Raw genomic sequence first — 26730 nt, forward strand, 5'->3', positions numbered from 1 at the left:
GAAGGCTCTACATGAAGTACCGTCAGACCGATAGCCCGCCAGTGGCGGCGGCCAAGGCGTCATTCAGTACGTCGACCGCCTATCGGATCGAGAGAGACCCCCGACTTCCATCGCAAAGGAAGGCGCCCCGCGGCCGGCGACGACCGGACCCGTTGAGCGAGGTGTTCGAGACCGAGATCGTCCCGATCCTGAAGGCGGCCCCTGGCTTACGCCCGGTGGCGGTGTTCAAGGAGATGCTCCGACGTCATCCGGATCTCGGCAGCGGTATCCGTCGTACCCTGGAACGCCGTATCCGTGCCTGGCGGGCGATCCACGGCGAGGAGCAGCAGGTGATCTTCCGCCAAACCCACGAGCCTGGCCAACTAGGGCTCTCCGACTTCACAGACATGGGCGAGTTGGGTGTGACGATCGCGGGGGTCCCGCTCGATCATCGTCTCTGTCACTTCCGTTTGGCCTATTGCGGGTTCGAGCACGCCCACGTCGTGCTTGGCGGTGAGAGCTTCGTTGCCTTGGCCGAAGGCCTGCAGAATGCCCTCTGGTCGCTCGGTGGGGCGCCGCGGGAGCATCGGACCGACAGTCTGTCGGCCGCATTCTGCAATCTCGATCGTGATGCACGGGACGATCTGACGCAGCGATACGAGGCCCTTTGTGCCCACTACGGCATGAGGCCTTCCCGCAACAATCGAGGCGTCGCCCACGAGAATGGCTCGATCGAAGGGCCCCACGGTCATCTCAAGCGAGCAATCGCGGACGCCTTGCTGCTGCGCGGAACTGTCGACTTCGACGATCTTGCCACCTATCGCGGCTTCATCGACGAGATCGTCAGCCGCCGCAATGCCCGCAACGCCAAGCGGATCGATAGCGAGCGCATGGTGTTGCAGGAGCTGCCCGATCGCCGCACCTCCGACTACGAAGAGGTGATCGTCCGCGTGACATCGTCCGGCGGCTTCACCCTGCGCAAGGTGTTCTACACGGTGCCATCGCGCCTGATCGGTCACCGGCTGCGGGTGCGCCTTTACGATGATCGTCTCGACGTGTTCGTCGGCGGCACCCATCTCGTCACCCTGCCGCGTGGGCGGCCGCATCCCAATGGCAAGTACGACCAGGTCGTCGATTATCGGCACGTGATCCATTCCCTGCGGCGCAAGCCGATGGCGCTTCTCAATCTGGTCTACCGAGATCGGCTGTTCCCGCGCGATGCCTATCGGAAGACCTTCGATCGGTTGCGCGAACGCTTGCCGGACAAAAAAGCCTGCCGGATCATGGTCGATCTCCTCGCGCTCGCTCATGAACGCGGCTGCGAGACCGAACTCGCCGGTCAGCTCACCGCCGACCTCGAGGCCGGCCGACTGCCCGACCTCAACCGGCTAGGTGCTCACTTCGCCCCCGATCCCGCCAACCTGCCGAACGTCGTGGTGCAGCTCGTGCCGCTTGCGACCTACAAATGCCTCATCGGTACCGCCGAGACCGGAGGTGCCGCATGAGCGTAACGAACACGGTTGATGCCGCGCGCCTCAATCTGTTGCTCAATGAGCTCCGTCTGCCTGCCATCAAGGTGCTGTGGGCGCAATTTGCCGAACAGTCCGACAAGGAAGGCTGGCCGGCCGGCCGCTTCCTCGCGACCATCGCCGAGCACGAGATCGCCGAACGCGGACGCCGTCGGATCGAACGACACCTTGTCGAAGCACGTTTGCCCGCCGGAAAGACCTTCGATAGCTTCGACTTCGAAGCCGTGCCGATGATCTCGAAGGCGCAAGTGATGGCGCTCGCCGCCGGTGACAGCTGGCTGGGCAAGGGCGCCAATTTGCTGTTGTTCGGCCCGCCCGGCGGCGGAAAGAGCCACTTGGCGGCAGCGATTGGCCTGGCCCTCATCGAGAACGGATGGCGCGTCCTCTTCACCCGCACCACCGATCTCGTGCAGAAGCTCCAGCTGGCGCGACGCGAGCTCACCCTCGAGGCGGCCATCAATCGTCTCGATCGCTTCGATCTCCTGATCCTTGATGATCTCGCTTACGTCACCAAGGATCAGGCCGAGACCAGCGTGCTGTTCGAGCTCATCAGTGCACGCTACGAGCGCCGCTCGATGCTGATCACCGCCAATCAGCCATTCGGCGAATGGAACAGGGTCTTCCCGGATCCCGCCATGACCCTCGCCTATCGATCGCCTCGTTCACCACGCAACCATCGTCGAGATGAACGTCGAGAGCTATCGCAGACGGACCGCCCTCGAACGAAAACGCGGTCCAGGACGGCCGCCATCGCACGCGACACCTAAAACCGTCGCTGATTGACGCTGCGCGACAATCAGAGTTCAACAAAACTCTTGCGCGCGACAATCATCGCGGCAATCATCATCAGGCCGCGACACTGCCTCGCCATCCTGATCGCCGCGCACCTCCTACCCAGATTGCCGCGCTACATCGTCTCCAAGTTTGGCGACCATACGCCGTTCTACCGCCAGTCCGAGATCTATGCGCGCCAGGGCCTGCGGCTTGATCGGGCGACACTGGGCAACTGCGTCGTCAGGGGGATCTTTTCGAGAGCCCTCCAACATACAGCAGCATTCCGATCGAAGCCCACCAGCAGATGCTGGAGCCGTCGCCACGACCACCGTCCCAGCGGACATCGCCAGTCCGGCAGGCCGGACCAGGAACTTAAAAAATAGGGTTAGGCCTCCTTCGCCTGGCCCAGTCGAACGATGTGCCGTCGACCCAGATACAGTGCAGGATTACGGCGATCTTCCGGGCAACGGCTACCTTTGCCTTCTATCCTGATTGCCGTCGTCGATCGCTTACACAAAACTTCGGACATTCCCCAAGCTGAAGGACAAGCGACGCGAGGGCGCCAAAGTGATCAAGCGCTATCATGTTCCAGCCACGCCCTATGAACGCGCACTGGCGCATCCGAGGTTGAGCAAGGTCGTCAAACGGCGTCTTCGAGAGCTTTATCGCACGCTCGATCCTGTGGCCCTGCTGGCCGAGATGAGAGACGCCCAGGCGGAGCTCGGCACGCGCGTCGACGCCCGAGCGGGCAAGCTCGTGGCAGCAGCCAGCCCACCGGTACCGACAACGAACGCAGCAGCGTTCGCGAAGAGGCTCGGCAATGATGTGCATTTGGGGGAGCAGCGCATCATCCATCGGCGTCTGCACAAGCCATACAAAAAGCGCATGAGAATGCCATCAATGCTCGATCCGCACCTCGCCGACATCGAGCGCTGGCTGGCGGCCGAGCCCCGTCTAACCGCGCTGGCAATTCTCGGTCGCCTCGCTGAACAACGCCCCGAACAATTCGGTCCGCCGCAGCACACCATCGTGCAGCGATTGTTGCGATCGCTCAGACGCAAAGCAGCCGAGACGATCATCCCGCGCACGGCTGAGGGTGCGGCACTGGCCGGTGATCCCGGGACTGGGGCCGCCGCTGCGTGTGATGGGCATTCCGCGACGTCCCCCAGTCCCTCCGATCCTGCGAGCAATGACGCAACCTCGGACCGGCTGACAGTGGGGTCTACATCCGTCAAGCGAAAGTAACATCCTCAGGTGAGGCAATACGGGGGGTCAATATTGCAAACGATGACGTAATTGCGGTCAGCGCTCGTGGGCACGAAAAGCTCCATTAGAATCGAGCTCTCGCAATCAACCGATTCGGAGAACCTGTCATGAAGCAATATGTCGGACTCGATGTATCGCAAAAAGAAACTTCGATGTGCGTGGTCAATGAAGAGGGCGAGGTCTTGTTCGAGGGGAAGGCCAAGTCCGACCCGGGGGCGCTCACGGCACTGCTTCGCAAGCGGGCGCCACAGGCGGAGCGCATCGGCTTTGAGACCGGCGCGATGGCGAGTTGGCTGTGGCATGAACTTCGCAGGGTCGATCTTCCGGTGGTTTGCATCGACGCTCGGCATGCCCACGCGGCCTTGTCGGTACGCATGAACAAGAGCGATCAGAATGATGCTCGAGGTCTGGCCGAACTGGTGCGAGTTGGCTGGTATCGAGAAGTCAAAGTCAAGAGCGAGGAAAGTCAGAAGATTCGCGCGATACTCGTCGCGAGATCCCGGCTCGTGGCCATTCGTCGAGATATCGAAAACCAGGTCCGCAGCCTGATCAAAGAATCCGGGCTGCTGTTTCCACGCGCGATAGGCCTGCAGTTCCGCAATCTGGTCCGTGACCTGTTGGCTGACGGTCATCAGCTCCTCGGTGTGATCGCGCCGCTTCTGTCGATCCATGAGCAGATCTGCAAGCAGCAAAGCAAGTTCGACGATGAAGTCCGACAGCTTGCGAGGTCGGATGAGACGACGCGTCGCTTAATGACGGTTCCTGGTGTTGGTGTGGTGACTGCCTTGACGTTCCGGCATACGATCGATGACCCATCGCGATTCCGATCAGCATCGAGCGTCGGCGCCTATCTGGGTCTTACACCGCGGCGCAGTCAGTCTGGCGAAACGGATATCAATGGCAAGATATCCCGATGGGGCGACCGTCTTCTCCGAACTTACCTGTTCGAAGCGGCGACAGTTCTGCTTTATCGGACGAAGAAATGGTCTTCTCTCAAGGCTTGGGGAATGAAGCTTGCCAAGCGGATTGGCATGAGAAAGGCAAAGGTTGCTATCGCGCGGAAGATCGCCCTAGTTCTTCACTGTATCTGGGTAGACGGCACATCGTTCGACTGGGGCCAGGCGAAGGAAGCCTGATCCGATTTGTGAAGTTCCTGGTCCGGTCCGCCGGACTGGCGATGTCCAGCTGGGACGGTGTTGTGGCGACCTCGTTCATTCGGCTGGTGGCGGCTTGACCGTACTCCGCTGCAGACGTTGAGGCACCCGACCCGGACATCATCATGAGGCGCTGCGCGACCTCGGAAAGGACCATGACCCCAGCGACGACGTCAACCGGTCCGAGCGATCCCAAGCCTGGCCGGCAAACCATGTATCACCCGCGCCCGTGCCGTCTCCGCAACCCTGACCAGCTGCGACGGCACGAGCGCTACCACCTTGCCGTTGGAGAGTTCAAAAATGTGAGCTTGACAATGACACATTACCCGGCCGAAATAGGTACGCATCGTCTCAGCGCCCGCCTGGCACGCTTGAACCGCTTGGCATGGGCGTAGCGCTAATGTTTTATCTGGGCGAACTTGCCCACCCTCGCATAGGACTGGAGTAAACGCACCCGGGTGAGCTGCGCCAGCCGCACCAGCTTCTCGCGCGCTCGGTTCAGAAGCTTGGCATCAGTCCGAAACATCACATTCTTGGGCTGCACCGTCGTGTCGACCATCACCCGGGAGAACTCCGACGGTTCGATCGCCTTGGTCCTGACGGCAACCGACAGGCTCTCTTAGCAGGGCCTGAAGCCGCTCCTCGCCCATACGGTTGCGCTAGCGCCTCAACGACGAGTGATCGAACACCAGTAGCCGGTGCTGGAAGAACTCCTCGCCGCAGAAGAACTGGTAATAGGGGTTCTCCACCCAGCGCTCGCACAGGACCTCGTCGGACAGGTCATAGGTGTGCTTAAGGATCCCGAGCCCTGCGATCAAGCGCGTCGGCAGCGGCGACTGGCTAGGACCGTCCGTGTAGACCATTCCGAACGCCTGCTCCAGGAAGCCCCAATCCACCGTGCGCGCCAGCGTCGCCAGCGAATGCTTTCTATCGATGATCTGATCGAGCAGGGAGCGAAACAGATCCTGCTCGCCGGTCTCGCGCCGCTCCCGTGGCCGCATCAAAACCTCCGCTCATGCACTCCGACGAGCAGAGGATCACGATTGAATTCGACGGAATACCTCATTCGATCTTGCAAGGAAATCGGCCTCGCCATCGCGATTGCCGGCAAAATCAATCGCCGGCATTCCTCGAACTAGCCCGTAACTTCAGGCTGTTCGCGTTACTTCACGGGGGACTAGCTTACGAGTGGCGAGCCGTTGGGTTTACGGTATGGCACAGTCGGGCAGCGTGACCTGGATTTTAGCCACGTGCTAGCCGCCTACTCTACTCGGCTGACCGTACGGAAAGAGTAATTCTGCGCGGGAGTCCAAGCGCGATGGGAAAAACGGCGTCTGTCAGGCGTCTAAGCGCGCGGCATTCTTCAGACAAGCGTCCTTCCAAATAGCTGCGATCGTGCTCTGGCAGCTCGCGTTCCAGGAGCTGGCTGTAGCGGTGAATGCGGTTACGATGACTACGCATGGCAGCCAATTCATCATTGATGGGCATCGGCTCTCTTGGCGAATCCGGCAATATCTGCTGGGATCTCCTGCGAAATCCTTGCCAAAGGCTGGCCTGAAGCAGCGTGGACCCACAGTTGTCTTGCATGTGCCGACTTGCTAAGGGCAAACCGATCTCGTAGCTCGCCCAAACAGACCTCGGAACTGCCCAACTTATTAGAATACCTGCCGCCGAGGAGCGTGGTGCGATACGGTCGCTATAGTGTTGCGTTTGCGACAGGACCCGAGCCTTTGAAGACAGGGGCGGCTCGGGCAGGCTAGAATCCATATCGGATGCGACTTGTCGGCGTTTTGCGCTAACTATCGCCGGAAAGAAGGCCGCCAAAGCGCGAATATTGCTTCCGATGGTGATGGAAGCGGACGTGCTCCCCAACAAGGTTGTTCGGTGCCGCATTGGATAATCACGAAGCGTGGGACTGCTTGCGCCGTACACCACGACCACCGTTGAAGTCAGGCAAGCCGGATGCAGTGGCTCGCAACGGGGCCGACCGGCTGCGCCAGAAGGCGATACTGCCATTCGATGTTGTTGCCTTCAGTGCACTTGTCGTTGTCATGATAGACATTCGTTGAATAGGGTTTGATCGAATGGAATGGAGGGACTTTAGCCATGATCGCTCTTTCCTTGTAGGAAGGGGACTATTGTTGCGCGTGCGCCAACGGCGCGAAAATAGCGCCCTGCCGCTGCGCTGAGTAAATCAACAACCGAGGAGGCCGGGATATTTGCCCGTTGTCATTTAAAAGCGGAATACGCGCTCTTATATGAGCGACGGTTCTGAACGAAGGCCCCGTTCGCTCGCTGCCACACGAGCTATGGAATATGGCCGCAGTACAGATCACATCTACATCGAGCGTCACTCACACCCTCGATTTACTGATCCCATACGAACTTCGCACCCTCCGGGACTTCGCACAGGAATTCGTCCTGGTGTTCCGGCTGCGTCATCCCGGCCGCTAGTTTCGACGCCCGCACCGTGAGCTTACCATCGGGGCTCAGATTGTGACGGATGTATTCAGTCACTGGGAGCCCCGATGGTAAGCTCATGGTGAGGACGGTGTGCAACCCCGTTTTTGTATGACTGTTTTCGTGGCCGGCGGCCTCCTCCGATTCGTAAGGCGGCCTTCGTAATGAGAGTATCTCCCGTCGAAACGCTAAAAATGCTGCTGCAGTCAGCGTTTCATTGCTTAAAGGCCGAACATGAAGTTCACCCCGGAGGCACGCGCGAGCACGGAATCTTCTCCTTGGGTTTAAGAGGCATAGGAGCGGCCTATACAGTAAAGCGACTTGCCAGCAACAGAAAACGGGTGACGAGGAAACCTGCATAGGTAATTGCGCCGGCGGATAACCCGATCCAGACTCCAATTGCACCAAAGACCCAGCTCAAGGCGAAACTGACCGGGAAGCCGATTAGCCAGTACGCAAAGATTGCGAACAGAAGCGGTTTTGCCGTGTCTTTCAGCCCACGGAGCCCGCCACCCGCAATGACCTGCGCTGCATCAGCTACGAAAAAGCTTGAGGCAACCATAAGGAGGGATGACGTCAGTCCGATTGCCGTGTCCGTGTCGTTCAGTGACTTGTTTAAGAAAAACGCGGCGATCCGAAAACGCGTCGCAATGACCCCAACCGTCACAAGCGCAGAGGCCAAAACACCGAGCAGGATCGCAGCCAGGCCTGCGCGCTTGATACCGGAGGCGTCATTGTGCCCGACCGCATGACTGACCCGCACTGCGGCCGCCATGCTGATGCCGAAGGGCACCGTGTAGGCGATTGTGGCGATCTGCATCGTAATCTGATGAGCGGCAAGCGCGCTCGGGCTGATCCTACCTACAAGGAGTGCGGCGGCGGCGAACACGCCGTATTGCATGATGACTGCTACCGAGATCGGCGCTCCGATCAAAATGATCGCTCGTAGGAGCGGCCAGTCGAAGTGCCACAGGTGCGCAAGCACCTGGTAGTCGCGGAACGGGCGGCAAGCTATTGCGGGCCATAGAGCTGCTACGAACATGCCCCAATTTACGAGGGCGGTCGCAATGCCGACGCCAAGAAGATCTAGTGGTGGCAGCCCGAGCTTTCCGAAGCCCAGAAGATAAACAATGGCCGCGTTGACCGGGATAGCGGCCAGGGTAATTCGGAAGATCGGTTGCGGCCGTCCCACTGCGCCCATGAAATGTCGAATGGCCTGAAACCACAGCGCTGGCGTCACGCCCCACGCGAGTCCAAGCAGGTACTGCTGAGATAGCCGTGCTGCGCAATGTTCCTGACCGAGGGCGAGCAGAACTTGTTCGCCTGCCGTACAAACAGCCATAATAGGCAACGAGAAAAGCAGGGCCAGCCAAAGCCCCATGCGCAGTGCACGCGGCACATCGGCCGCACCCTTGCCGGCAAGAGATTGTGCCGTCAAAGGTGCGATCGGCGTCAGTAACCCGGCGCCGAACGTGAAGCTTATGACATACAGGGTGGTGGCCAATGCTGCGGCCGCGAGCTCCCGGGGCCCAAGACGACCAACAAAGGCAAGATCCGTCGCCATCATTGCGACCTGAGCAAGCTGCGCCAGTGCCATTGGCCAAGCCAACACCGCGGTCGCACGGAGCTCGACAGCGAATCTACTCAAAACCGTTCGTGTCCTTGGATTGCGACGCAAGGCAGAAAGCTGCTTCATTTGGTGTATTTCGTGCTCGGTGAAGACGCCTGCCCGCCTCGAGCCCACGGTCCCGCGATGTTGGGCGTCGAGTGCAAAAGGTGTTGATTCTGTAAAGAAGGTAGAACCAGGTGCGTCGCAGCCCTCAGGATACGGTGCCCCGGTTCGATGCTAGTGCCGTCATTGGTAGGCCCAAGCGAGCCTGTGTCCGTTGACAACGAAAACGCGATCAACGTGCTAAGGTGCATGTTGGTTTGGAAGAAGACATGATGAACGTACGGAAGCCGCCATAGTGAGCGCCGCGCGCTGGTGCGTCTCTCTCTCCAAGAAAGTATCGCTAACGCTGTCCAGCTAGTCTTGAGGTTAAGTGCGCAGTGTAGGATGCGCCGAAGTGCCGTAAGGTAGTGCTCTGTCATTGGGGCGTTTTCTACCGTCCCGGCAGATGAGCAAGTCCTTTCAAAACCTGTGCCACAATGAAAGTCTGAGTGAATTTGCCGAAGGGAAGGCGCCATGAGGCGGACAGCTGTCGCATCTGCGACAGTCCCCGTTGGGAAGAGCGGGGCTGCTGGGTCACTCAGGGCTGGCACTTGCGGTCAATCCAACCAGCCGCGCAGAGTGTCACGGTCAACTCTTTGTGGTCCAAACAACCTAACGATTAAAGCCTCAAGTCAGCTTCGGGCCATGACCTCCTGCGGTTCAAAGCCTGAGGCGGCTGTAATAATAACTTGAAACCAGTTACTGAGTAGTATCTAGGTGTTTCTTTCGGGTTATTCGCAGTGCCAGTTCGGCGTTTGCCTCGCAATGTTAAACGTGAATAGCGATTTGGCGCCATGCAGCTTGTAGTCATGGCTCCTTGCGGCTGGGTGGCCAGGACGCATCGGCAACATCGGCGCGCTGCGGCCCAAAGCATGACTTGAGGCTACTACTGTGTGTCCGCACACGAAACGATCCTTGGGGAGCCCTAAAATCCGACGGCATCGCGAATGTCGATCAAGACGTACGGATCGGTCGAGCCTGAATCTCTCTGATCCGAGGCGCGGGGAGCCGGAAGGCCGGCGAATGCGGTGCATGTCGATACCGGCCGCCGCTGGCCTTTACCGTGCCGCGAAAACTCCGATGGTTGGTCGTCTTGGGGCAGTTTCCCTCGCGCGATCACCGGCTTCGATGCGGGAATCGGGCGCCGCCACTTCTCCCATTTCGGACTTCAGGTCCATGTGGTCGTCTCCTTCTGGTTCTGCCCTCTGCAAGAAAGCCAACACGACCCGGGTTCGCAGCTAGCCTGCACTGTATTTCGACCCTCGTCAGCGACTTCAGGTCGATCTCCATCATCATCATGATCGCGATATTGGGACAACCAAGTCTGTGGACCGACATCAGATAAGTCGTCGCCGGTCAGTAAGCCGATTCCAACACATCGAATGGGATTGAGTTTAGTTCTCCGATTGCGAGCTTGTGTTGCAGGAAAAGGGGGCCGACGCGCCTTGCCATAATGTCGACGCGGGCTCCAGAGTGGTGAAGCCGGATGAAAAGGTACCCGCGTGCGGCGGACAAACACGAGTGTCAGAAAAAGCATAGTAGTTGTCAGAGCAGCTGAGGTGTCTCTTGCGTTTCTACACTGTCCCAATTTGTATGAAATCGGCACGCGCTTTGCTCTGAGGCAAGGCAGGGCACGTGTCTCGGGCATGTCCAGCCAACGGCCGGATCGTCGACGTCGCCCTTCTCCACTAAAGGAAGAGCGATGTATCAGCCGTCTAAACGATTTCGGGGTATTATCTCAGGTAAGAGGCGCCGCCGTCATTCTGAGGTTTCAGATCGCGCAATTCGCGTTGCTGGGGGGCTCAAGCGCTTCGGCATTGGGAAAGGGGACAGTGTATGCATCTTAATGCGGAATGATATCGCATTCGTCGAAGTTACCGATGGGATCATGAGAGCCGAAGCCCTTGCAGTACCTGTAAACTGGCATTTCAAGCGACAGGAGATCGGGTACATTCTGGCCGACTGTGGAGCACGTTTGCTAATAGGCCACGCGGACCTCTTGCATTTGTTGGATGCCGATCTCGCTAGCAGATTGCCAATTCTAAGCGTTCCGACGCCGCCCGAAGTAGCAGAGGCGTACAAGATTGAAGGGACGCGCCTCAAAGTGCCGCACTTCGCGCGGGATTTTGAAGAGTGGATAGCGGATCAGCCGCTCTTTGCAGGAGCGCCCGCGCGGCAGCCGATGACGATGATCTACACCTCAGGAACGACTGGTTGTCCTAAAGGCGTGCGTCGTAGCCCACCAACCAGCGAGCAGGCGATCGGATTGGAGGAAATGCGAGCCATAGTCTATGGATCTGGCACTCGCGCGCTACTCCCAGGCCCGCTTTATCATTCAGCGCCGAATTTATTTGGAATGTGGTTCAGCCGCCGCGGTGGTGCGCTTGTGCTGATGCCGCGGTTCGAGCCTGAAGAGTTGTTGCGGCTGATAGAGGCGGAGAGGATCGACACCATCTTGATGGTGCCGACTATGTTTATTCGCCTTCTGCAGCTGCCCGACAGTATTCGACGAAGCTATGATCTCGCGTCCTTGCGACACGTAGTCCACGGGGCTGCGCCCTGCCCCCCGATCGTGAAGAATGCCATGATAAATTGGTGGGGCCCCATTATATGCGAGTTCTACGGCTCGACGGAGGCCGGTGCGGTAACATTTGCGAGTTCGCGAGAATCACTTGCAAAGCCGGGAACGGTCGGCAAGCCGCTAGAGCACGTTCAGCTGCGTGTGATTGGTGCAGACGGAAGAGAATTGTCGGCCGGACAAATAGGAGAAATCTGTTCACGCAACGTATGGTACCCACAGTTCAAGTACCACAATCGACCTGGGAGCTCTGCCGAGGCCGATGACGACGGTTTCACTGCTTCCGGTGACCTCGGTTATATCGACGCTGATGGATATGTATTTCTTTGTGACCGAAAACGGGAGGTTGTAATCTCAGGCGGTGTCAACATTTATCCCGCGGAGATCGAAGCGGCTCTCCATATGATACCGGGCGTTCAAGACTGTGCTGTGTTTGGCGTTCCGGACGCGGACTTTGGCGAGGCACTGATGGCGGTGATCGAACCGCGCCGACGGGAGGTGCTTAGAGTCCATGACATCCGCGAGAAGTTGAAGACGGTGTTGGCGGACTACAAGATTCCGAAAATAATCGAGATCCGGACCAGCCTTCCGCGTGAAGAGTCTGGCAAGTTATTCAAGAGGCTGCTGAAAGATCCTTATTGGGAGAAGTCAGGACGCAGGATTTGAGAGGACTCGAGACGGAACAAAACCCCGCATCTGAAAAGGCACTGTTCTGCCCGTGGGCCCTCGGCTTGAGGGTCGCTAGCTACAATTGGTTGCCGTCATGGATCTCCTCTGTCGCAAGGTCGTCAGTTCGGGATGCGCGATGACAGAAGGGTTGATTGGTCCTCTCTACGCTGACTGTGGCCGCGACGAAGCGGCTGGATGGGTCTACCGTTCGATGAGGTGTCCACTCCGACTTACCGACGTCGTAGTGCTAGGATGGTGGCAGATAGACTTAGAAGTCGAAGTCTCCAATGGAAGCGTTTCGTGCAGCCTCGACAGGCGCGGTCGACGATCCTGGTGCAAGGTGAAGCTGTCCCGTTTGCATCGTGTCCACGTTAAGCGTTTGCCTCCGTCTACTCCTCTCACTGTGGCGGCACGTTAATTGCTGCTTGCTTGGAGAGGCTGCGCAGGCCGACGACTGTACTAAGGCGGAGAGCACTCTGCCCGCGCACCACATCACAGCGCAGAGGAGTTGAAGTTGGACCCCAATACATCACGACAGGCCTCCCGCCAGAAGGATTTGTACAAGGTCGGCGAAGTGCCGCCCCTCGGACACGTTCCCGAACGTATGTACGCGTGGACCATACGGCGCGAGCGCCACGGGCCGCCAGAGAGTTCGATGCTGGTAGAAGTGGTGCCGACTTGGCCGATCGGCGAGGATGAAGTATTGGTCATGGTCGCTGCTGCAGGCATCAACTATAACGGAGTGTGGGCGGCGTTAGGGGCGCCGATGTCCCCCTTTGATGTGCACCTATGCTCCTATCATGTGGCCGGATCGGATGCGGCTGGAGTGGTTTGGGCGGTAGGAGCAAGGGTGCGCCGGTGGAGGGTTGGGGACGAGGTGGTCATCCACTGCAATCAGGACGACGGGGATGATGAGGATTGCAATGGTGGCGAACCGCTCCTCTCACCTTCCCAGAGGATCTGGGGATACGAGACGCCTGATGGTTCTTACGCCCAGTTCTGCCGCGTGCAGCCACGGCAATTGATGCCGAAGCCAGCTCACCTCAGCTGGGAGCAGGCCTGTTGCTACACGCTAACGCTTGCAACGGCTTACCGGATGTTGTTCGGACACCCGCCGCACATTCTAAAGGCTGGCGACTACGTGCTGATTTGGGGTGCTACGGGCGGGCTCGGGGTATCTGCAGTGCAGCTTGCAACAGCATGCGGCGCCAATGCAATCGGAGTCGTTTCCGATCGGACTAAGGCCGATTATGTAAGATCGCTTGGTGCAAAGGGTGTTATAGTCCGCACTGAATTCAATTGCTGGGGCCCTATGCCGGCAGTAAATTCACCTCAATACGGGCCTTGGCTCAAGGAGGTGCGGCGGTTTGGAAGGGCAATTTGGGATGTTACTGGAAAGCGCGATATCGATATTGTGTTCGAGCATCCAGGTGAGCAAACATTCCCCGTCTCGACGATCGTCGTAAAGCGCGGTGGCATGGTAGTCGTTTGCGGCAGCACAACAGGTTTCAATCTTACCTTCGATGCCCGTTATATCTGGATGCGCCAGAAGCGAATTCAAGGTTCTCATTTCGCGAATCTCAAACAGGCAAATGCTGCGAACCGTTTTGTGCTCGATCGCCGAATCGACCCGAGTATGAGCGAGGTCCTGCCGTGGGAGGAAGTTGCGCGAGCGCATACGAAGATGTGGAAGAATCAGCACAGGCCCGGAAACATGGCTGTTCTGATCAATGCGCCGCGAATCGGACTACGAAATTTGGAGGACATTTTATCCGCGGCTGCGTTGCCTTAACCGTAAGCGCAGTTCTGCGGCTTTTGACTGGCCCTTGACGCCTATTTTGTTCGCGTCGCGCGTCGCCGCGGTTTCCATGTGTCGGACAGCGCGTTGACGGCGGCTTCGAGCGCCTTCCGGTCGACGATGTTGGGATCGAACCGCGCCGGACCCCAGAGGCGCATATGTTCGTGGTCCGGATGGGCAGGGTCTCTGATGGCTTCAAGGTATTCGGCATAACCCGGCGCACCGCCGACGTCTTCCGGAGGACAACGACCGGCGGCTTCGAGCAAGAAGGGAAGTCCCTCCGTCGTGGTGTTCTCGAACCATTTTTCGAGCTTGATCACATGGTCCCAGCTGTCGCCGAAGTCATAGAGATAATGGATCGTCTTGGCGCCAGTCTCGCGAACGACATCGCAAGGCCGCGCTTTGCTGGCATCCATGGGCTGGTGGGCGTAATCGTTGTGAGGATCTGGAATCCCCCAACGGACCTCACCAGCGAAGAACTCGAAGAGGTGGCTGTTCGTCCAGCCAAATGCCGCCTGAAGCGACAGATGCAGCCGATCCAAGCGCAGGGTGACGGGTACGACGAGGCGACGCATCACCTCCGGTTTCACGTCCTTGAGGTCACCTTGATCCGGACCGCGGTCGTGTTCAGGCTCATGCCGCCAGCCTCGGATCGTATGGAAGCATCGTGTAGATCGATGCCCAAGGGAGCAGTTCGTCCAGTCGCGCCGCAGGCCAACCATTGACGAGATTGGCGAGAACATCAGCGAGCCAGTGCTCGGCACTGACGCCATTGAGCTTACAGGTTTATGCCGCCCGCCGAACTATGCCGAACGGAGTTGGTATGGCACGCCGTTGTCACGCTGGCACCGCCGATCGCGTGCAGGGCAGCCCCATTCCATTCGGCATAGTCTGGTCGTTCAGAGCGCCTCCAGAAAGGCGAGCAGGCGGTCGTTCGGCTGGAAGCGGGTTAGCTTGCCGCGCTCGTACGGCTTGAGCTTCGCCAGGGCAGCTTCCTTGAGGGCGAGGTGGGCGTGCAGGTACGTCTGCGTCGTCTCGACCGATTCATGACCGAGCCACAGCGCGATCACAGAACAGTCGACGCCGGCTTGCAGCAGTTCCATCGCAGCGCTGTGCCTCAGCACGTGCGGCGACACGCTCTTGGCCTTCAAAGACGGGCAACTCTTGTGAGCGACACGAACATGCTTTCCCAGCAGGGACTGGACGCTGTCGGCACTGAGCCGGCCCCCGTGCACGTTCGGGAACAACGCTGTTGCTCCTTTCCGCAACGGTTCCTTGAGCCATGCCTGGAGCGCACACCGAGCGAGTGTGGTCAGCGGAGTGGTCCGCTCCTTCCGCCCTTTACCGACGCATCGCACGTGTGCGCCAGACCCGAGGTGGACGGCATCCCGGTCAAGGCCAGTCAGCTCTGAGAGGCGTAAGCCTGTCTGGGCCGCGACTAACAGCAAGGTGTGATCGCGGCGGCCAAGCCACGTCGTTCGATCGGGCGCTGCGAGAACCGCCTCGATCTCGGGGCGCGTCAGGAAGTGCACCTTTCGCTTGTCGTGACGCTTGCTCGGTATGGCGAGCACGCGCTGGATCAGCGCACTGTGTGCCGGTTCCTCGAAGGACACGAACCTGAAGAAGGATCGGATGGCCGTCAGACGCAGGTTACGCGTCTTCGCACTGGCGCCGCGCGTTACCTCGAGATCGGTGAGGAACGCGCCGATGAACGTTGCATCCAGATCGGCGAGCGTCAGGGCCGATGGGGACTTGCGCAGCTGCACCCGAGCGAACATGAACAGCAGCCGGAACGTGTCTCTGTAGGAGGCGATCGTGTTGCCGCTAACATTGCGCTGGCGCATGAGGCGCTCGGTGAAGAAGCGCTCGATCAACGTGGCGACATTGCAAGCGGGCTTCATGGCGTCACCTCCCATCGCCGATCGAGACGCCGCGCGGCTTCCTCCATCAACTCGGGGCAGGCCGAGAGATACCAGTAAGTGTCGCGCACGCAGACGTGGCCGAGGTAAGTGGAGAGCACTGGGAGTTGTTGCTCGACGTTCTTGCCTTCGCGATACCAGTTGAGCAGCGTCCGGATGGCGAAGCGATGACGGAAGTCATGCACGCGTGGCCCGGTACGATCACCTGGGCGCCGCAGCCCGATCTCTCTGGACAATCGCCAGAAGACGCGATGAACGTACTGGTGCAGCAAGCGGCCTCCCTGTTCGGCAACGAAGAAGGTCGAGCCGCAGCGTGACCCGAGCAGCGCATCGCGCCGGTGGGCGTAGTCGCGCAGCGCGGTTCTCGTCGTCGGATGCAATGGCACGAGCCGCGACTTGCCGAACTTGGTCAGCCGGACCGTCAGCACGCCGGCGTCGAGGTCGACGTCATCACGCTCCAGGCCCATCGCCTCGGATATACGCATGCCCGTCACCGCGATCAGCCCGAACAAGGCATGGTAGGTCCATCGGCGCAGCCCGTCCGCTGGTGGCAGAGCCAGCGCTGCCGTCAGCAACGCATCGATCTCCGCGTCGCTGTAAACATAGGGCTTGGCGCGCTTCCATCCGGGCAGCATGCCGACGGGCGGCACCTCCGTTCTCGGGTCGAAGTTGGCGACATGGCGCGCGAACCCGCGCACGTCGCTCAATCGCAGCGCCCAGGATGCATGACGATCGGGCGGCAGCGTTGCCCATTCCATGGCCAGCTTCGTCGTGATGATCCTCGCCTTGCGCTTCTCCATGAAGGCGACGAAGTCGGCGAGCCGACGGGTCTGGTGCTCGTACTTGTATCCAAACCCTTGCGCATGCTCAGGTACTTATCGAGTGCGGCGCGCAGATTGGTCATTGCACGCCTCCCGGCCAGGGCAGGCTCAATGTTCTCAGCGCATCGATGTCGACCTTCGAGTAAATCCGGGTAGTGTCGTGGTTCTCGTGCCGCAGCAACTGTCCGATCTCCGACAAGGTGGCGCCAGATCGGAGAAGCTCGGTAGCGAGACTGTGTCGGAAGATATGGGCGCCGCGATGTGCGCAACCTTCGATTCCAACGCGATCGAGAGCGGCCTTGGCGATCATGGTGATCGCACATCCGGAAGCAAAGCCGACGTGTGGCGCGAGCGTACGGACGAACAATCGTCGGCACGACGACTTTGGGCGGCCATTGCGGAGATATGCAACGATGGCCGCGCCAACGTCTGGCGGTATCGGCATCCGTGCACGCTGTCGGCCCTTGGCGCGAACGAGTATCTCGCTGGCGCGCCAGTCGATATCATCAAGGGTGAGCGTCGCGACCTCGTCGGCCCGCAGGCCGAGCTTGGCTAGCAACAACAGAATGGCGTAGTCCCGCCGTCCCATCACTGTCTCTCGGTCGCAACCGTCGAGAGCCTTCCGCACCTGTGCCGCAGGCAGATAGGTCGGCAGAGTTGCGAGCTTCCATCGCCGCATCGATGGAACGCAATCCGCCAACGGGCGCGCGTTCAGCCCCCGATGGTGGAGGTAACGGAGAAAGGCGCGCAACGACCAGCACATCGCCTTGCCTGTTCCCGGGCTCCAATCCTGGGCGTGGCGCTCAATGTAGCGGATCACGTCCTCTTGGCTGATCTTGCCCAGGGCGGCGCCGCCGGAGCACACCTCGTGCAGGAACCTGCGGATGACCGGGAGATGGCGGACGATGGACCTCGGGGCCAAGCCGCGCTCTGATCGCAGGTAGGCATCGAACTCCTTGAAGATCCGTTCGTGCGGGGTGAGAGGCGGCAGCACCGACGGCGCGATCACGCCTTCCTCGCGCAGCACCGACAGCCATCGCTTGAGCGCGGCCCGGTCACCGGGTTGGATAGACTGCCTTCCGCCTCGATGCCGGAGGTACCGCTCAACGACCTGCTCATCGAGATCGACCAGCTTGTAGCGACGGCCCGCCATCCAACTCAGGAGCCCGCCAACCACGTTGAGGCAACGCCACGTGCCGTGCCGAACGAGCCTCTCTTCGATGAGACGAGCGGCGTAGCGCTCGACGAGTTGTCCGTGCGGCCCGCTTCTGAGACGCCGGTACAGCCGGCTTCTGCCCAAGTACTTTTCAACTTCCATCTTCCTGTTCTCCGCTGTTGAAAGCGGAGGCACAGAACGAACTATGCCGAACCGACCAAACGCCGGTCAGCCAGAAATCTGGGGAAAACGACCCGACTCGGCATAGTTCGGCGGGCGGCATAAACAGCCCTATGCCGCGCGCGGCATAGGGCTGTCTCAATGAACGAAGCCAGGACTGCCCAATCCTCGGCGCCCTCGTCGCACCCGGCAAAAAGAGAGTTCTTGGCGTTGAGCTTGATCGGCCGCATCGCACGCTCGACAGCATTCGTGTCCATCTCGATGCGCCCGTCATCAAGGTAGAGTGTCAGGCCGCTCCAATGACGGAGCGCGTAACGCAAGGCCTTCGCCGTGTCGCTCTTCGGTGCAAGGTGATCAAGCTTGGCCTCAACCCACTGCTTCAAGGCTGTAGCGAGAGGCCGAGCATGCGCCTGCCTGCCGGCACAGCCCTCCGCATCCGATCGGCCGCGGAGGGCCTTCTCGACTGCGTAAAGCTGGGCGATGCGTTCAAGAGCCTGGCGGGCAACCGGAGCTGGCGCCGGCGAAGCCTCGCGCTCGATCTTCACAAACTGGCGCCGCAGATGCGACCAGAAGGCGAGCGTCCCGGACAGGGCGTCCGCACGCCTCTCTCGGATCATCGTCTTGTAAGCTCCGTCGCAGTGGATGATGCCGCGATAGCCTTCGAGCAGCCTCAAGCCGGACGGCTCCACGGCCCGGTGCATAAGCGTAAACCACCCAGGTGGGTCAGGTCCGGCCCAGGGCCTGTCATCGCGTGACAGCGCCCAGAAGTAGCCAGTTTTCGTCCTGCCGCGCCCCGGATCTAACACCGGTGCGGGAGTCTCATCGACACAGAGCTTCGAGGAGGCGAGCAGAAGCTGGCGCAGACGATGCCTTCAATTCCTGGGCCGCATAGCCGACCCAGAAGGCGAGCGTGGAACGATCCAGCGCTATTCCGTGGGTCGCCAACATCTGCGCCTGGCGGTAAAGCGGCAAATGCCAATGATACTTGGCGTCGATCACATGCGCGACCAGCCGCTCGGTGGGCAATCCTCCCCTGATCAGTCGCTCGGGCGCAGCCTGCTGGAGGACGACGCCGTGACAGGCGCGGCAGGCCAGCTTGGGCCGGCGGGTTACGATGACGCGATACTGCGCCGGAACGACATCGAGCCTCTGACTCTCATCGTGACTGATCTCGAAGAGGTCGCCGTTACAACACGGGCAACTGGTCTCCGCTGGCATCAGGATTTCGACGATGCGCGGCAAATGCCACGGAAGTTAAACCCTGTTGGCTCTGCGCGCGGCAGCTCTCTTCTCGCAAACTCTGGGATTGGGGCGATCTTCGGCTGCTTCGAGGGCGGCGACGGCCTGATCGATATCCTCCAGAACAAACTGCAGCTGATCAGCGTCCAGCTTTTCCGAGGACCGACCGAACTGCGCATCTTTTGCAAGCTTGAGCAACCGCTCGAGCCTGGCGCAGCGATCCAGCAGAGCCGCGGCAAAGACCCGCAACTCGGCCGGATCGCTCGGCAGTTCATCAGGCAAATCACTCATTGCCCCGAGTCTGCCATGCTTCGCGCCCCGATGCAGCGAAGATTTGTATCTTTACGCAAGTGCTTTCGGCGGTGCGTCGCGAGGCGCATGCATGCGCGTCCAATCCATGCCAGCCAGAAGCACCGACAGCTGGGCGGCATTCATCCGCATCACGCCGGCCACAATGTGAGGCCATTTGAAGCCGCTGCCATCGAGCCGCTTCCAGTACATCACAAGGCCGCTGCCATCCCAGACGACGATCTTCACCCGGTTAGAGCGCATCGCACGGAACACCACCGGCACACCCTTCATCGGGTCATGGCCCAGCGTCTCCTTCGCCAACAGCGCCAAGCCCTCCGCACCTTTTCTGAAGTCTACAGGTTGCGTCGCCACGTAAAGCATGAGGCTCGCGGGCGGCGTCAGCATGAACGTGTCCGTCGAAGCGCTAAGAACACGTCGCTCAACACAGCAAGGCCAGGCGCCCCCCGCACCTCCACGCGTGCTCCCTGGAGCTCAACCGTCACAATGGCTGCTTCCGGCGACCTGGTCGGCTCTGCGGCCGCCGGTAGCGCCGATTCCGATACCACCGGCACGAACGACAGCGTCTCCGAAGTCGGCAGCACCAACTGGCCCAAACGTGCCCGGCGTCGCCAGTCGTGCACCTGCTGGGTGCGTATTCCGACGAAGTCGGCCGCGGATTCCGGGCGAAGCCGGCCGCCTGTACCGATTGAAGCCGGCCGTGGATTCCGATGATCCCGGCCGCCTGCCGAGGCGGGGTCTCGCGACGACGTCGTCATCAGGTCAGTTGGCGGGCTCGTCGTCAAGCGTCTGACGCTTGGCGGCGGCTTTGCGCAGGCTCTCGCCCTTGAGATTGAGCCTGTGGGCGTTGTGTACGAGGCGATCGAGGATAGCGTCGGCAATGGTTGGGTTGCCGATGAGCTCGTGCCAATGCTCGACCGGGAGCTGGCTTGTCACCAAGGTCGAGCCGCGGCCATGGCGATCCTCCATCATCTCCAACAGGTCGCGTTGCTGCTCGGCAGTCATCGGGGCAAGTCCCCAGTCGTCGAGGACCAGAAGCTCGACGCGCGCCAGGGTCCTGAGCAGGCGAGCGTGGCGGCCGTCGCCCCGCGCGAGAGTGAGCGCCTCGAACAGCCGCGGCAGCCGTTGATAAAGCACGGAGCGGTTGTCCCGGCAGGCCTTGTGGCCCAAGGCGCAAGCAATCCAGCTCTTGCCGACGCCGGTCGGGTCGATGATGAGCAGGTTCTGATGCCGGTCGATCCACTCGCCAGCGACGAGCTTTTGGAACAGCGGCTTGTCGAGCCCGCGCGGCGCCTTCATGTCGATATCCTCGACGACGGCGTTCTGCCGGAGACTTGCGAACCGCAACCGAGCAACCAGCCGCTTGTTCTCGCGCTCGGTCGCTTCACGGTCGACGAGCAGTGCGAGGCGCTCCTCGAAGGCCAGCGCGGCAATGTCGGGTTGTCGCTGCTGTTCGTCGAGGGCCTTCGCCATGCCGGTAAGCCCGAGCGCGACGAGGCGGTCGTGGGTGGGATGTGTCAACATCGTCTCTCCTTTCTTCACTGGTAGTAATCGGTGCCGCGGATATTGCCGTGTCGGATCGGTGGGCCGTCTGGCGGTCTCTCGTTGGCGTAGGCGCGATCGAGCCCGTGCTGCAGGATCGACTTGATCGAGCCGTAGGTGGTCGCGCCGATGTCGTTGCCACGCTGGCAGGCGGCCTCGATGCGGGCCGAGCCGTAGCTGCGCGCGAGCCGCAAAATGCCGAGACAAGCCCGGAAGCCCTGCTCGGGGTGTGGTTTGGCTTTCATGATTGCTTCGACGAGAGCGATCGTGGCAGGGCCGATCTTGGCGGCTTCTCGCTTGATCCGCGCCGGGGTCCATTCGGCATAACGCCGGTGCGCGCTCGGCATGTGCTCCGGGATCGTGGTGTGGCATTGGGGTACGTCAGAGCGGGCGTGGCTGGCAACCCGGCTGCCCTTGTGCAGGATCTCGACCGTCCTGTCGGTGACGCGCGCCTCGAGCTCTTCGCGGATCAGACGCGAGGGCACCGAGTAGTAGTGACCGGCGATCTCGACGTGATAGTCGGGCGCGACTCGGCACTTCTTCCACTCGGCATACTGATATGGCATCGGCGGCAGGGCGTTGAGCGCCGGCTTGTCGATCTGTGCGAACAGCTCGTTGCGGCTCACGCCGAGTTTACGCATGATCCTGGCATAGGATCGGCGTCGCCTCAATCCTATTGCTCCTAACGATAGGACATGCCGTCCGCACGGCCGTCGCTTTCACAGCATGGTTTTCCTTAGGCAATCCAGGAAGAGAACGTTTCCTAGCTACGAGCGGTCGGCCTAGATCACTCACCCTACAAGAGTAGATAGGCAGGAATCTCTTGCGGCCGAGCAGTGAGGATCGATAAAAGGATACAACCAGCCTCACACAGAGGACTAACAAATATGACATACACCTTGAATCCCTTGCTGCGCTTTCTCCAGGTTTACGATGACGCGGCCGCGAAAATGGGCATCAGGCTTTCCATTGGGTGTGATTTCAACGAGTACATCGCGATCACAGCCTCGCTAGCAGACAAACCCAATACTTATCCCATCTTTCGGCCAGACCGCTCACCGATTCGAACGGGCGAAGGGTATTGGCTTGTGGGTTTTGATAAGGAAAACAAAGTGGCGCTCGTCGAGGCCGCGCGCTTCTATGACCTGTCGCAAACCACCCTTGCAGCACACCTCGAAACGCTGAAGTTCTTCTATGCGAATCCGACGATAGATGCACATCCTGAAGATCGCTGCGTTTGTACTGCTCAGATGGCGCGCAGCATTACAGGTAAAGTGGTGTACCACGGGGATATCTGGATCCGCCCCGACTTCAGGGGCTCGGGCCTGCTCAAGATCATGACGGGGACTATGCGTGGCGTCAGTCTTGCGATGTGGGCTCCCGACTTTCTCTGTGGCCTAGCTGGGCGGTGGTCGTTGGATAAGAACGTCTATGATCCGGTTCACAATGAACCAGGCGGAGCAGACATTCACCTGGTGCAAGAGAATATCGTCGCTAACGATTGGCTGTTCTGGATGACAGGCTATGAACTTAAGCAATTGTTAGACGTAACGCCGGACCTGAACTGATCGTCTAACGTCGTTGCATTTGCGGGCTGCGGGCCGGAACAATACCGGCGACGAAGGTCTTGAGCTAACGCCCCACCGATTGCCGCTCTCTAGACTAGATGCCATACGCTTGTGAGTTAATGAGCGTGCCAAGCACTTCAGCTACCAGCAGCCTCTCCATCGGATCTCTATACACCATCCGGGTCACCGTACAAGGCTCACGACTTCGATCCGAGTTATCGCGTCGCTCCGCCCACCGCGTAGAAGCGGACATACCAATGCAAGGAGATCTTTCAATGAGTCTTAAGCTTACCGTCTTTACTGCGATACCCCGCGAAAGGGGACAGCAGCAAGGAGAGCTGATGCGATCGGAAATCGCGGCCAATGCTGACTTTTATTTAAAACGCTTTTGCGCTAACGGAACTAATCTTGCGCAAATTCAAGCTGAAGCAACTGGTTGGTTGCGCTTCCTTGAAGATCTACGACCCGACTACGTTGAAGAGCTGAGGGGAATTGCCGACGCTGCCTTTATGCCCCTCTATACGGTTGTGATGCTTAACGTCCGGCATGAGATTTGGCTACGCCTGATGGCACGTCGAGCCGCCGATCTATCGTATGGGATTTTGGATGGCTGCACGTCTGCCGGATTAATGCCCGAGGTAACCGCGCAAAATACAACAATGCTGGCGCAAACGATCGATGGGCAAGCGGCAGTTCGGGGCACCCTTTTTGTAGGCAAAGTAGTGACGCCCGCTAACCCGCAATGGCTGGGCATCTTCGAAGCAGGCTGCGCCGGCCCCATAGCGGGACTGAATGAAGCTGGGATCGGGCTAGTCTGCAACAGCTTGGTTTCGCCTATTGATGGCTCGGCACTCATGACCGCCCCGTTTAAGCTGAGGTGCCGGTCCATCCTTCAGGCGCCGACATTCGACCGCGCGATAAGCGCGATTATCCGCGCTGATCGAAACATCTCTATGAACTACCTGATTGGCCATGCTGATGGCGAGATTATCAACATTGAGAGCTCCCCCAATGACAAACGGTACATTTATCCTGAGGATGGGGTAATTTCACACGCAAATCATTTTGAGCCGGGAACACGAATACCTTCAGAATGGGAGCGCTTTGTGCCCGACAGTCCGTTTCGGTCCCGTCGCTTTGGTCGACATCTGCGCTCAAGGCTCGGGCAGGTGGATGTGGATCATATTTTGTTGGGCCTCAAAGACCATTTCTCTTACCCGGCATCCATTTGCTGTCACCCGAACCAGGATACGCAGTATCCGAATAGTACCCTTTCCGCCATCATTATGGATCTAAGCAAGCGTGTTTTGTTCGCCACTGACGGACCCCCGTGCAGCGCGCCGCTTGAGCGATTTGATCTTTGGATTTAGGGTCTGTACCTAATTAGCCGGTTCTGATTCCCTCGCACCGAGTTGATTCGGCACGGGGGACTTCGATGCGCAAAGGGCTGTTTTGGCTTAACGACAAGCAGTGGGCTCAGATAGAGCCGCATCTGCCGATGAACCAGACCGGCCCGGCGCGCGATGACGATCGGCGCATCATCAGCGGTATCATTCACATGCTTCAGTGCGGCGCACGCTGGCGCGATTGTCCGCCCGACTACGGTCCTTACACAACGATCTACAATCGGTTCAATCGCTCGGCCAAGCGTGGACATTGGCAGGCGATCTTTGAAGCGCTCGCCCGCTGTGGCAAGGACGGCGTGACTTTATCCATCGACTCCACCTCGATCAAGCGCATCGCTCGGCGAGCGGCGGAAAAGGGGGGGAGCATGAACAAGCGATCGGCCACTCGCGCGGTGGGCGGACCACGAAAATCCATGCGCTGAGCGACCCTGACTGCAGACCTTGCGCATTTCATCTCACTCCAGGCCAGGATGCAGATATAGCCGCAGCGCCGGCCCTTTTGGAACTCGCGCCACCGATGTCTGCCCTCATTGGTGACAAAGGGTACGACGGCGACGGCTTTCGCGCCGAAATCATCGATCGTGGTGCCAAGCCTGTCGGTATCCGCCGGGGCTAAGCCGCGACAGGAGCTTTCACCAATTCCACCGCTTGAGGAGCGTACGCATACGACGAAGGCCGCCTGATTGACGCATGCGCGCGAGCACGGCGAGTTCTACGATGGCGTTGCGTGAAGGTCAGGCGGCTTGCTGATCGGCGGACTTGCCGGCTTGGTGAAGGAGCTTCCATTCCCAGGGCAGCAGTTCGCGCAGACGCGAGGTGGGAAGATCGGCGATCCGGGCGAGGACGTCGGCGAGCCAAGCCTTGGGATCGACGTCGTTGAGGCGACAGGTCGTGATCATCGTCAGCATGATAGCGGCACGGTCGGCGCCACGTTGGCTGCCAGCGAAGGTCCAGTTGCGCCTTCCCAAGGCAATGCCTCTCAATGCACGCTCAGCGCAATTGTTGATCAAGCAGATCCTGCCATCGTCGAGGAAGCGGACGAAGCCGTCCCAGCGCTTGAGCATGTAGTTCATGGGCTTCAGGACCTCGGCGGAGCGGGAGAGGCTTTCTCGCTCGCGGAGCAGCCAGGCGTGCATGTCGTCGAGCAGCGGCTTGCTCCGCTCCTGGCGCACAGCACGCCGCTCGTCGGCACCACGGCCGTTGATGGCGCGCTCGATCTCGAACAGGGCGTCAAGACGCCTGACCGCCTCCAGCGCGATCGGGGAGACCGGTTTGCCCTTGCCTTCCCGGGCGGCTTTCTCGATGTCAGCCAGCTCGAAGAATCCCCGCCGCGCATGGGCCAGGCAAAATGCCGGAGTGATCGGCATTGCTTTCCTTTTTGGATCGAACAACGGCTCGAAGCCGCCATAGCAATCCGCCTGCAGAATGCCGGCGAAGGCGGCCAGATGCATCTGAGGATGTTCGCCCCGTCGGTTGCCCGAGGCATAATAGACCGCCGCCGGCGGCGCAGGCCCGGCGAACGGCCGGTCATCCCGCACATACGTCCAGATCCGGCCGGTCGTGCATTTGCCCTTCGCCAGGATCCGGATGGTGGGGTGAGTAGGCCGGAGGGATTTCACCTCCAGCCTCTCGCAGAACCGGGCGTGAGACTCTCGCCTCACCCGGCTCCCATCAGGCAAGCTTGCCGCCACCGCCGAGTTGCCAATGCACAAAGAGCCTGCGGTTCTCACGCACGATCTTCTCCAGGAAGAGACGCGCGCGTCCTAAACGGTGATGGAAGCGCTTGTACTTTCGCTTCAACCAAATACCTAACGTCTGGTTGATGTAGCGCGCCAACGGATAAAGCGCTGAGCGGGTGTATTGCCCATAATAAGCGATCCTGATCTTCCCTCGAAAAAGTGGACGGGTTAAGCGGCTTTTAGCTCCATTTCGATCGGGGGGATATATCCGATGGCGGAATGGAGCCTGGTTCGGTTGTAGAAGCCCTCGATGAAGGCGAAGATATCGCTCTGGACTTGAGCGCGAGTTGCTGCTGGATCGCCATCGTCAGGGCGGCAGATGCAAGTTCGACCTGCATATGATCCCGCATGGCCCAGCCGACGATCTTTCGGCTGAACAGGTCCATGACGGCCGCCAGATACAGCCAACCTTCAGCGGTCGGAATATAGGTGATATCGGCGAGCCAGACCCGGTTCGGGTCTTCCGCGGTGAAGTCCCGCGCGATCAGGTTCGGTGCGATCGGCAGACCGTGGCGGCTGTCGGTGGTGCGCACACGGCGCGGCGGTGCCATGATGGCGCGAATACCGTACCGACGCATCATCCGTTCAATTCGACCGCGACTGGGACCACGGCCCTGCGCCCGCAGGGCGGCATGGACGCGGGGGCTGCCGTAGCGTCCGCTGCTGTCTTGATGGACCAGCCGGATCGCTGCCCGGAGCGTGGCATTTGATTTTGCCCGCTCGCTCACCGGGCGCTCGCGCCGGGCGTAATAGCCGGCCGGCGAGACCTCGAGCACGGCGCACATCAGGCGGACCGGATAGGTCTCGCGATGGTCTTCGATGAAGCGGAAGCTCATGTCCGGGTTCCGACGAAGATCGCGATCGACTTCCTAAGAAACAGCCGGATTGGCGTCGCCCGGGATGGCCTGCAACACGAAGCCTAGCGATTTCGCC

17 protein-coding genes and 10 pseudogenes are annotated in these 26730 nt (G+C 60.0%); 10 read left to right on the forward strand and 17 right to left on the reverse strand.

Annotated features, from left to right (window positions below):
* The 3 genes and pseudogenes from istA to QY049_RS19250 all read left to right on the forward strand — a co-directional run.
* The coding region (istA, locus tag QY049_RS19240) for an IS21 family transposase (protein ID WP_301269861.1) at positions 1 to 1484 on the forward strand (1484 nt) is incomplete at its 5' end.
* Positions 1481 to 2291 (forward strand): annotated as a pseudogene (gene istB / locus QY049_RS19245) (IS21-like element helper ATPase IstB). The gene istA and the pseudogene istB (QY049_RS19245), both read left to right, overlap by 4 nt.
* Positions 2292 to 2422: 131 nt before the next feature.
* Positions 2423 to 2521 (forward strand): annotated as a pseudogene (locus tag QY049_RS19250) (transposase); the annotation flags it as partial.
* A 133-nt stretch (positions 2522 to 2654) separates the two neighbouring features.
* On the opposite strand, the pseudogene QY049_RS19255 reads toward QY049_RS19250, so the two are convergent.
* Positions 2655 to 2783, reverse strand: a pseudogene (locus QY049_RS19255) (IS110 family transposase); the annotation flags it as partial.
* A gap of 66 nt (positions 2784 to 2849) precedes the next feature.
* On the opposite strand from QY049_RS19255, the gene QY049_RS19260 reads away from it, so the two are divergent.
* A complete protein-coding gene (locus QY049_RS19260; RefSeq protein WP_128955123.1) occupies positions 2850 to 3527 on the forward strand; it encodes a hypothetical protein in 678 nt (225 codons plus the stop codon).
* Between the two features lie 128 nt (positions 3528 to 3655).
* Entirely contained in the window at positions 3656 to 4684 is a 1029-nt protein-coding gene (locus QY049_RS19265; RefSeq protein ID WP_128929876.1) for an IS110 family transposase, read from the forward strand.
* Between the two features lie 338 nt (positions 4685 to 5022).
* On the opposite strand, the pseudogene QY049_RS19270 reads toward QY049_RS19265, so the two are convergent.
* From QY049_RS19270 to QY049_RS19280, 3 genes and pseudogenes are all read right to left on the reverse strand, one after another.
* A pseudogene (locus QY049_RS19270) lies at positions 5023 to 5706 on the reverse strand (transposase); the annotation flags it as partial.
* Positions 5707 to 6651: 945 nt separating this feature from the next.
* Positions 6652 to 6810 carry a hypothetical protein gene (locus QY049_RS19275; protein ID WP_164934297.1) on the reverse strand — a complete coding sequence of 53 codons (159 nt, stop codon included), beginning with the start codon at positions 6808 to 6810 and terminating at the stop codon, positions 6652 to 6654.
* Positions 6811 to 7466: 656 nt separating this feature from the next.
* A complete protein-coding gene (locus tag QY049_RS19280; protein ID WP_128929874.1) occupies positions 7467 to 8858 on the reverse strand; it encodes an MATE family efflux transporter in 1392 nt (463 codons plus the stop codon).
* Positions 8859 to 10575: 1717 nt separating this feature from the next.
* On the opposite strand from QY049_RS19280, the gene QY049_RS19285 reads away from it, so the two are divergent.
* Both QY049_RS19285 and ccrA read left to right on the forward strand, forming a co-directional pair.
* Positions 10576 to 12117, forward strand: a complete 1542-nt coding sequence (locus QY049_RS19285; RefSeq protein WP_237867202.1) for an acyl-CoA synthetase — start codon at positions 10576 to 10578, stop codon at positions 12115 to 12117.
* Positions 12118 to 12634: 517 nt separating this feature from the next.
* Positions 12635 to 13912, forward strand: a complete 1278-nt coding sequence (gene ccrA, locus QY049_RS19290) for a crotonyl-CoA carboxylase/reductase (RefSeq protein WP_232995631.1) — start codon at positions 12635 to 12637, stop codon at positions 13910 to 13912.
* 41 nt (positions 13913 to 13953) lie between these two features.
* On the opposite strand, the gene QY049_RS19295 is transcribed toward ccrA, so the two are convergent.
* The 10 genes and pseudogenes from QY049_RS19295 to QY049_RS19345 form a co-directional block, all read right to left on the reverse strand.
* Positions 13954 to 14508: a plasmid pRiA4b ORF-3 family protein gene (locus QY049_RS19295; RefSeq protein ID WP_232995630.1), complete on the reverse strand. Its 555-nt coding sequence runs from the start codon at positions 14506 to 14508 to the stop codon at positions 13954 to 13956.
* A 43-nt stretch (positions 14509 to 14551) separates the two neighbouring features.
* A pseudogene (locus QY049_RS19300) lies at positions 14552 to 14692 on the reverse strand (transposase domain-containing protein); the annotation flags it as partial.
* 125 nt (positions 14693 to 14817) lie between these two features.
* On the reverse strand, positions 14818 to 15819 hold the full coding sequence (locus QY049_RS19305; protein WP_128929872.1) for a tyrosine-type recombinase/integrase: 1002 nt from the start codon (positions 15817 to 15819) through the stop codon (positions 14818 to 14820).
* A pseudogene (locus QY049_RS19310) lies at positions 15816 to 16741 on the reverse strand (tyrosine-type recombinase/integrase). The gene QY049_RS19305 and the pseudogene QY049_RS19310 overlap by 4 nt, the downstream one beginning before the upstream one ends.
* Positions 16738 to 17976 (reverse strand): tyrosine-type recombinase/integrase, encoded by a 1239-nt coding sequence (locus tag QY049_RS19315; protein ID WP_128929871.1) that lies wholly within the window; start codon positions 17974 to 17976, stop codon positions 16738 to 16740. Before QY049_RS19315 ends, QY049_RS19310 begins: the two are co-directional and overlap by 4 nt.
* A 41-nt stretch (positions 17977 to 18017) precedes the next feature.
* A pseudogene (locus tag QY049_RS19320) lies at positions 18018 to 19212 on the reverse strand (IS66 family transposase).
* A 36-nt stretch (positions 19213 to 19248) separates the two neighbouring features.
* The gene (locus tag QY049_RS19330) at positions 19249 to 19524 is read right to left on the reverse strand and encodes a transposase (RefSeq protein WP_232995629.1); all 276 of its coding nucleotides are present in this window, start codon (positions 19522 to 19524) and stop codon (positions 19249 to 19251) included.
* A 51-nt stretch (positions 19525 to 19575) separates the two neighbouring features.
* A complete protein-coding gene (gene tnpB / locus QY049_RS19335) occupies positions 19576 to 19929 on the reverse strand; it encodes an IS66 family insertion sequence element accessory protein TnpB (RefSeq protein ID WP_128929870.1) in 354 nt (117 codons plus the stop codon).
* A 375-nt stretch (positions 19930 to 20304) separates the two neighbouring features.
* Positions 20305 to 21066: an IS21-like element helper ATPase IstB gene (istB, locus tag QY049_RS19340; protein ID WP_128929869.1), complete on the reverse strand. Its 762-nt coding sequence runs from the start codon at positions 21064 to 21066 to the stop codon at positions 20305 to 20307.
* 14 nt (positions 21067 to 21080) lie between these two features.
* Positions 21081 to 21755: a transposase gene (locus tag QY049_RS19345; protein WP_164939080.1), complete on the reverse strand. Its 675-nt coding sequence runs from the start codon at positions 21753 to 21755 to the stop codon at positions 21081 to 21083.
* A gap of 216 nt (positions 21756 to 21971) precedes the next feature.
* On the opposite strand from QY049_RS19345, the gene QY049_RS19350 reads away from it, so the two are divergent.
* The 3 genes and pseudogenes from QY049_RS19350 to QY049_RS19360 all read left to right on the forward strand — a co-directional run.
* Complete coding sequence (locus tag QY049_RS19350; RefSeq protein ID WP_128929867.1) at positions 21972 to 22652, forward strand: hypothetical protein; 681 nt, start codon at positions 21972 to 21974, stop codon at positions 22650 to 22652.
* Between the two features lie 275 nt (positions 22653 to 22927).
* On the forward strand, positions 22928 to 24022 hold the full coding sequence (locus QY049_RS19355) for a C45 family peptidase (RefSeq protein ID WP_164934298.1): 1095 nt from the start codon (positions 22928 to 22930) through the stop codon (positions 24020 to 24022).
* A gap of 65 nt (positions 24023 to 24087) precedes the next feature.
* Positions 24088 to 24656, forward strand: a pseudogene (locus QY049_RS19360) (IS5 family transposase); the annotation flags it as partial.
* Between the two features lie 136 nt (positions 24657 to 24792).
* Here QY049_RS19360 and QY049_RS19365 read toward each other — a convergent pair.
* The 3 genes and pseudogenes from QY049_RS19365 to QY049_RS19375 all read right to left on the reverse strand — a co-directional run.
* Positions 24793 to 25650: pseudogene (locus QY049_RS19365) on the reverse strand (IS66 family transposase); the annotation flags it as partial.
* Positions 25651 to 25729: 79 nt separating this feature from the next.
* Positions 25730 to 25894 (reverse strand): hypothetical protein, encoded by a 165-nt coding sequence (locus QY049_RS19370; RefSeq protein ID WP_164934318.1) that lies wholly within the window; start codon positions 25892 to 25894, stop codon positions 25730 to 25732.
* Positions 25895 to 25965: 71 nt separating this feature from the next.
* A pseudogene (locus QY049_RS19375) lies at positions 25966 to 26657 on the reverse strand (IS3 family transposase); the annotation flags it as partial.
* Between the last annotated feature and the right edge of the window lie 73 nt (positions 26658 to 26730).

This window comes from Bradyrhizobium sp. WYCCWR 13022, assembly GCF_030435535.1.
Classification (GTDB): domain Bacteria; phylum Pseudomonadota; class Alphaproteobacteria; order Rhizobiales; family Xanthobacteraceae; genus Bradyrhizobium.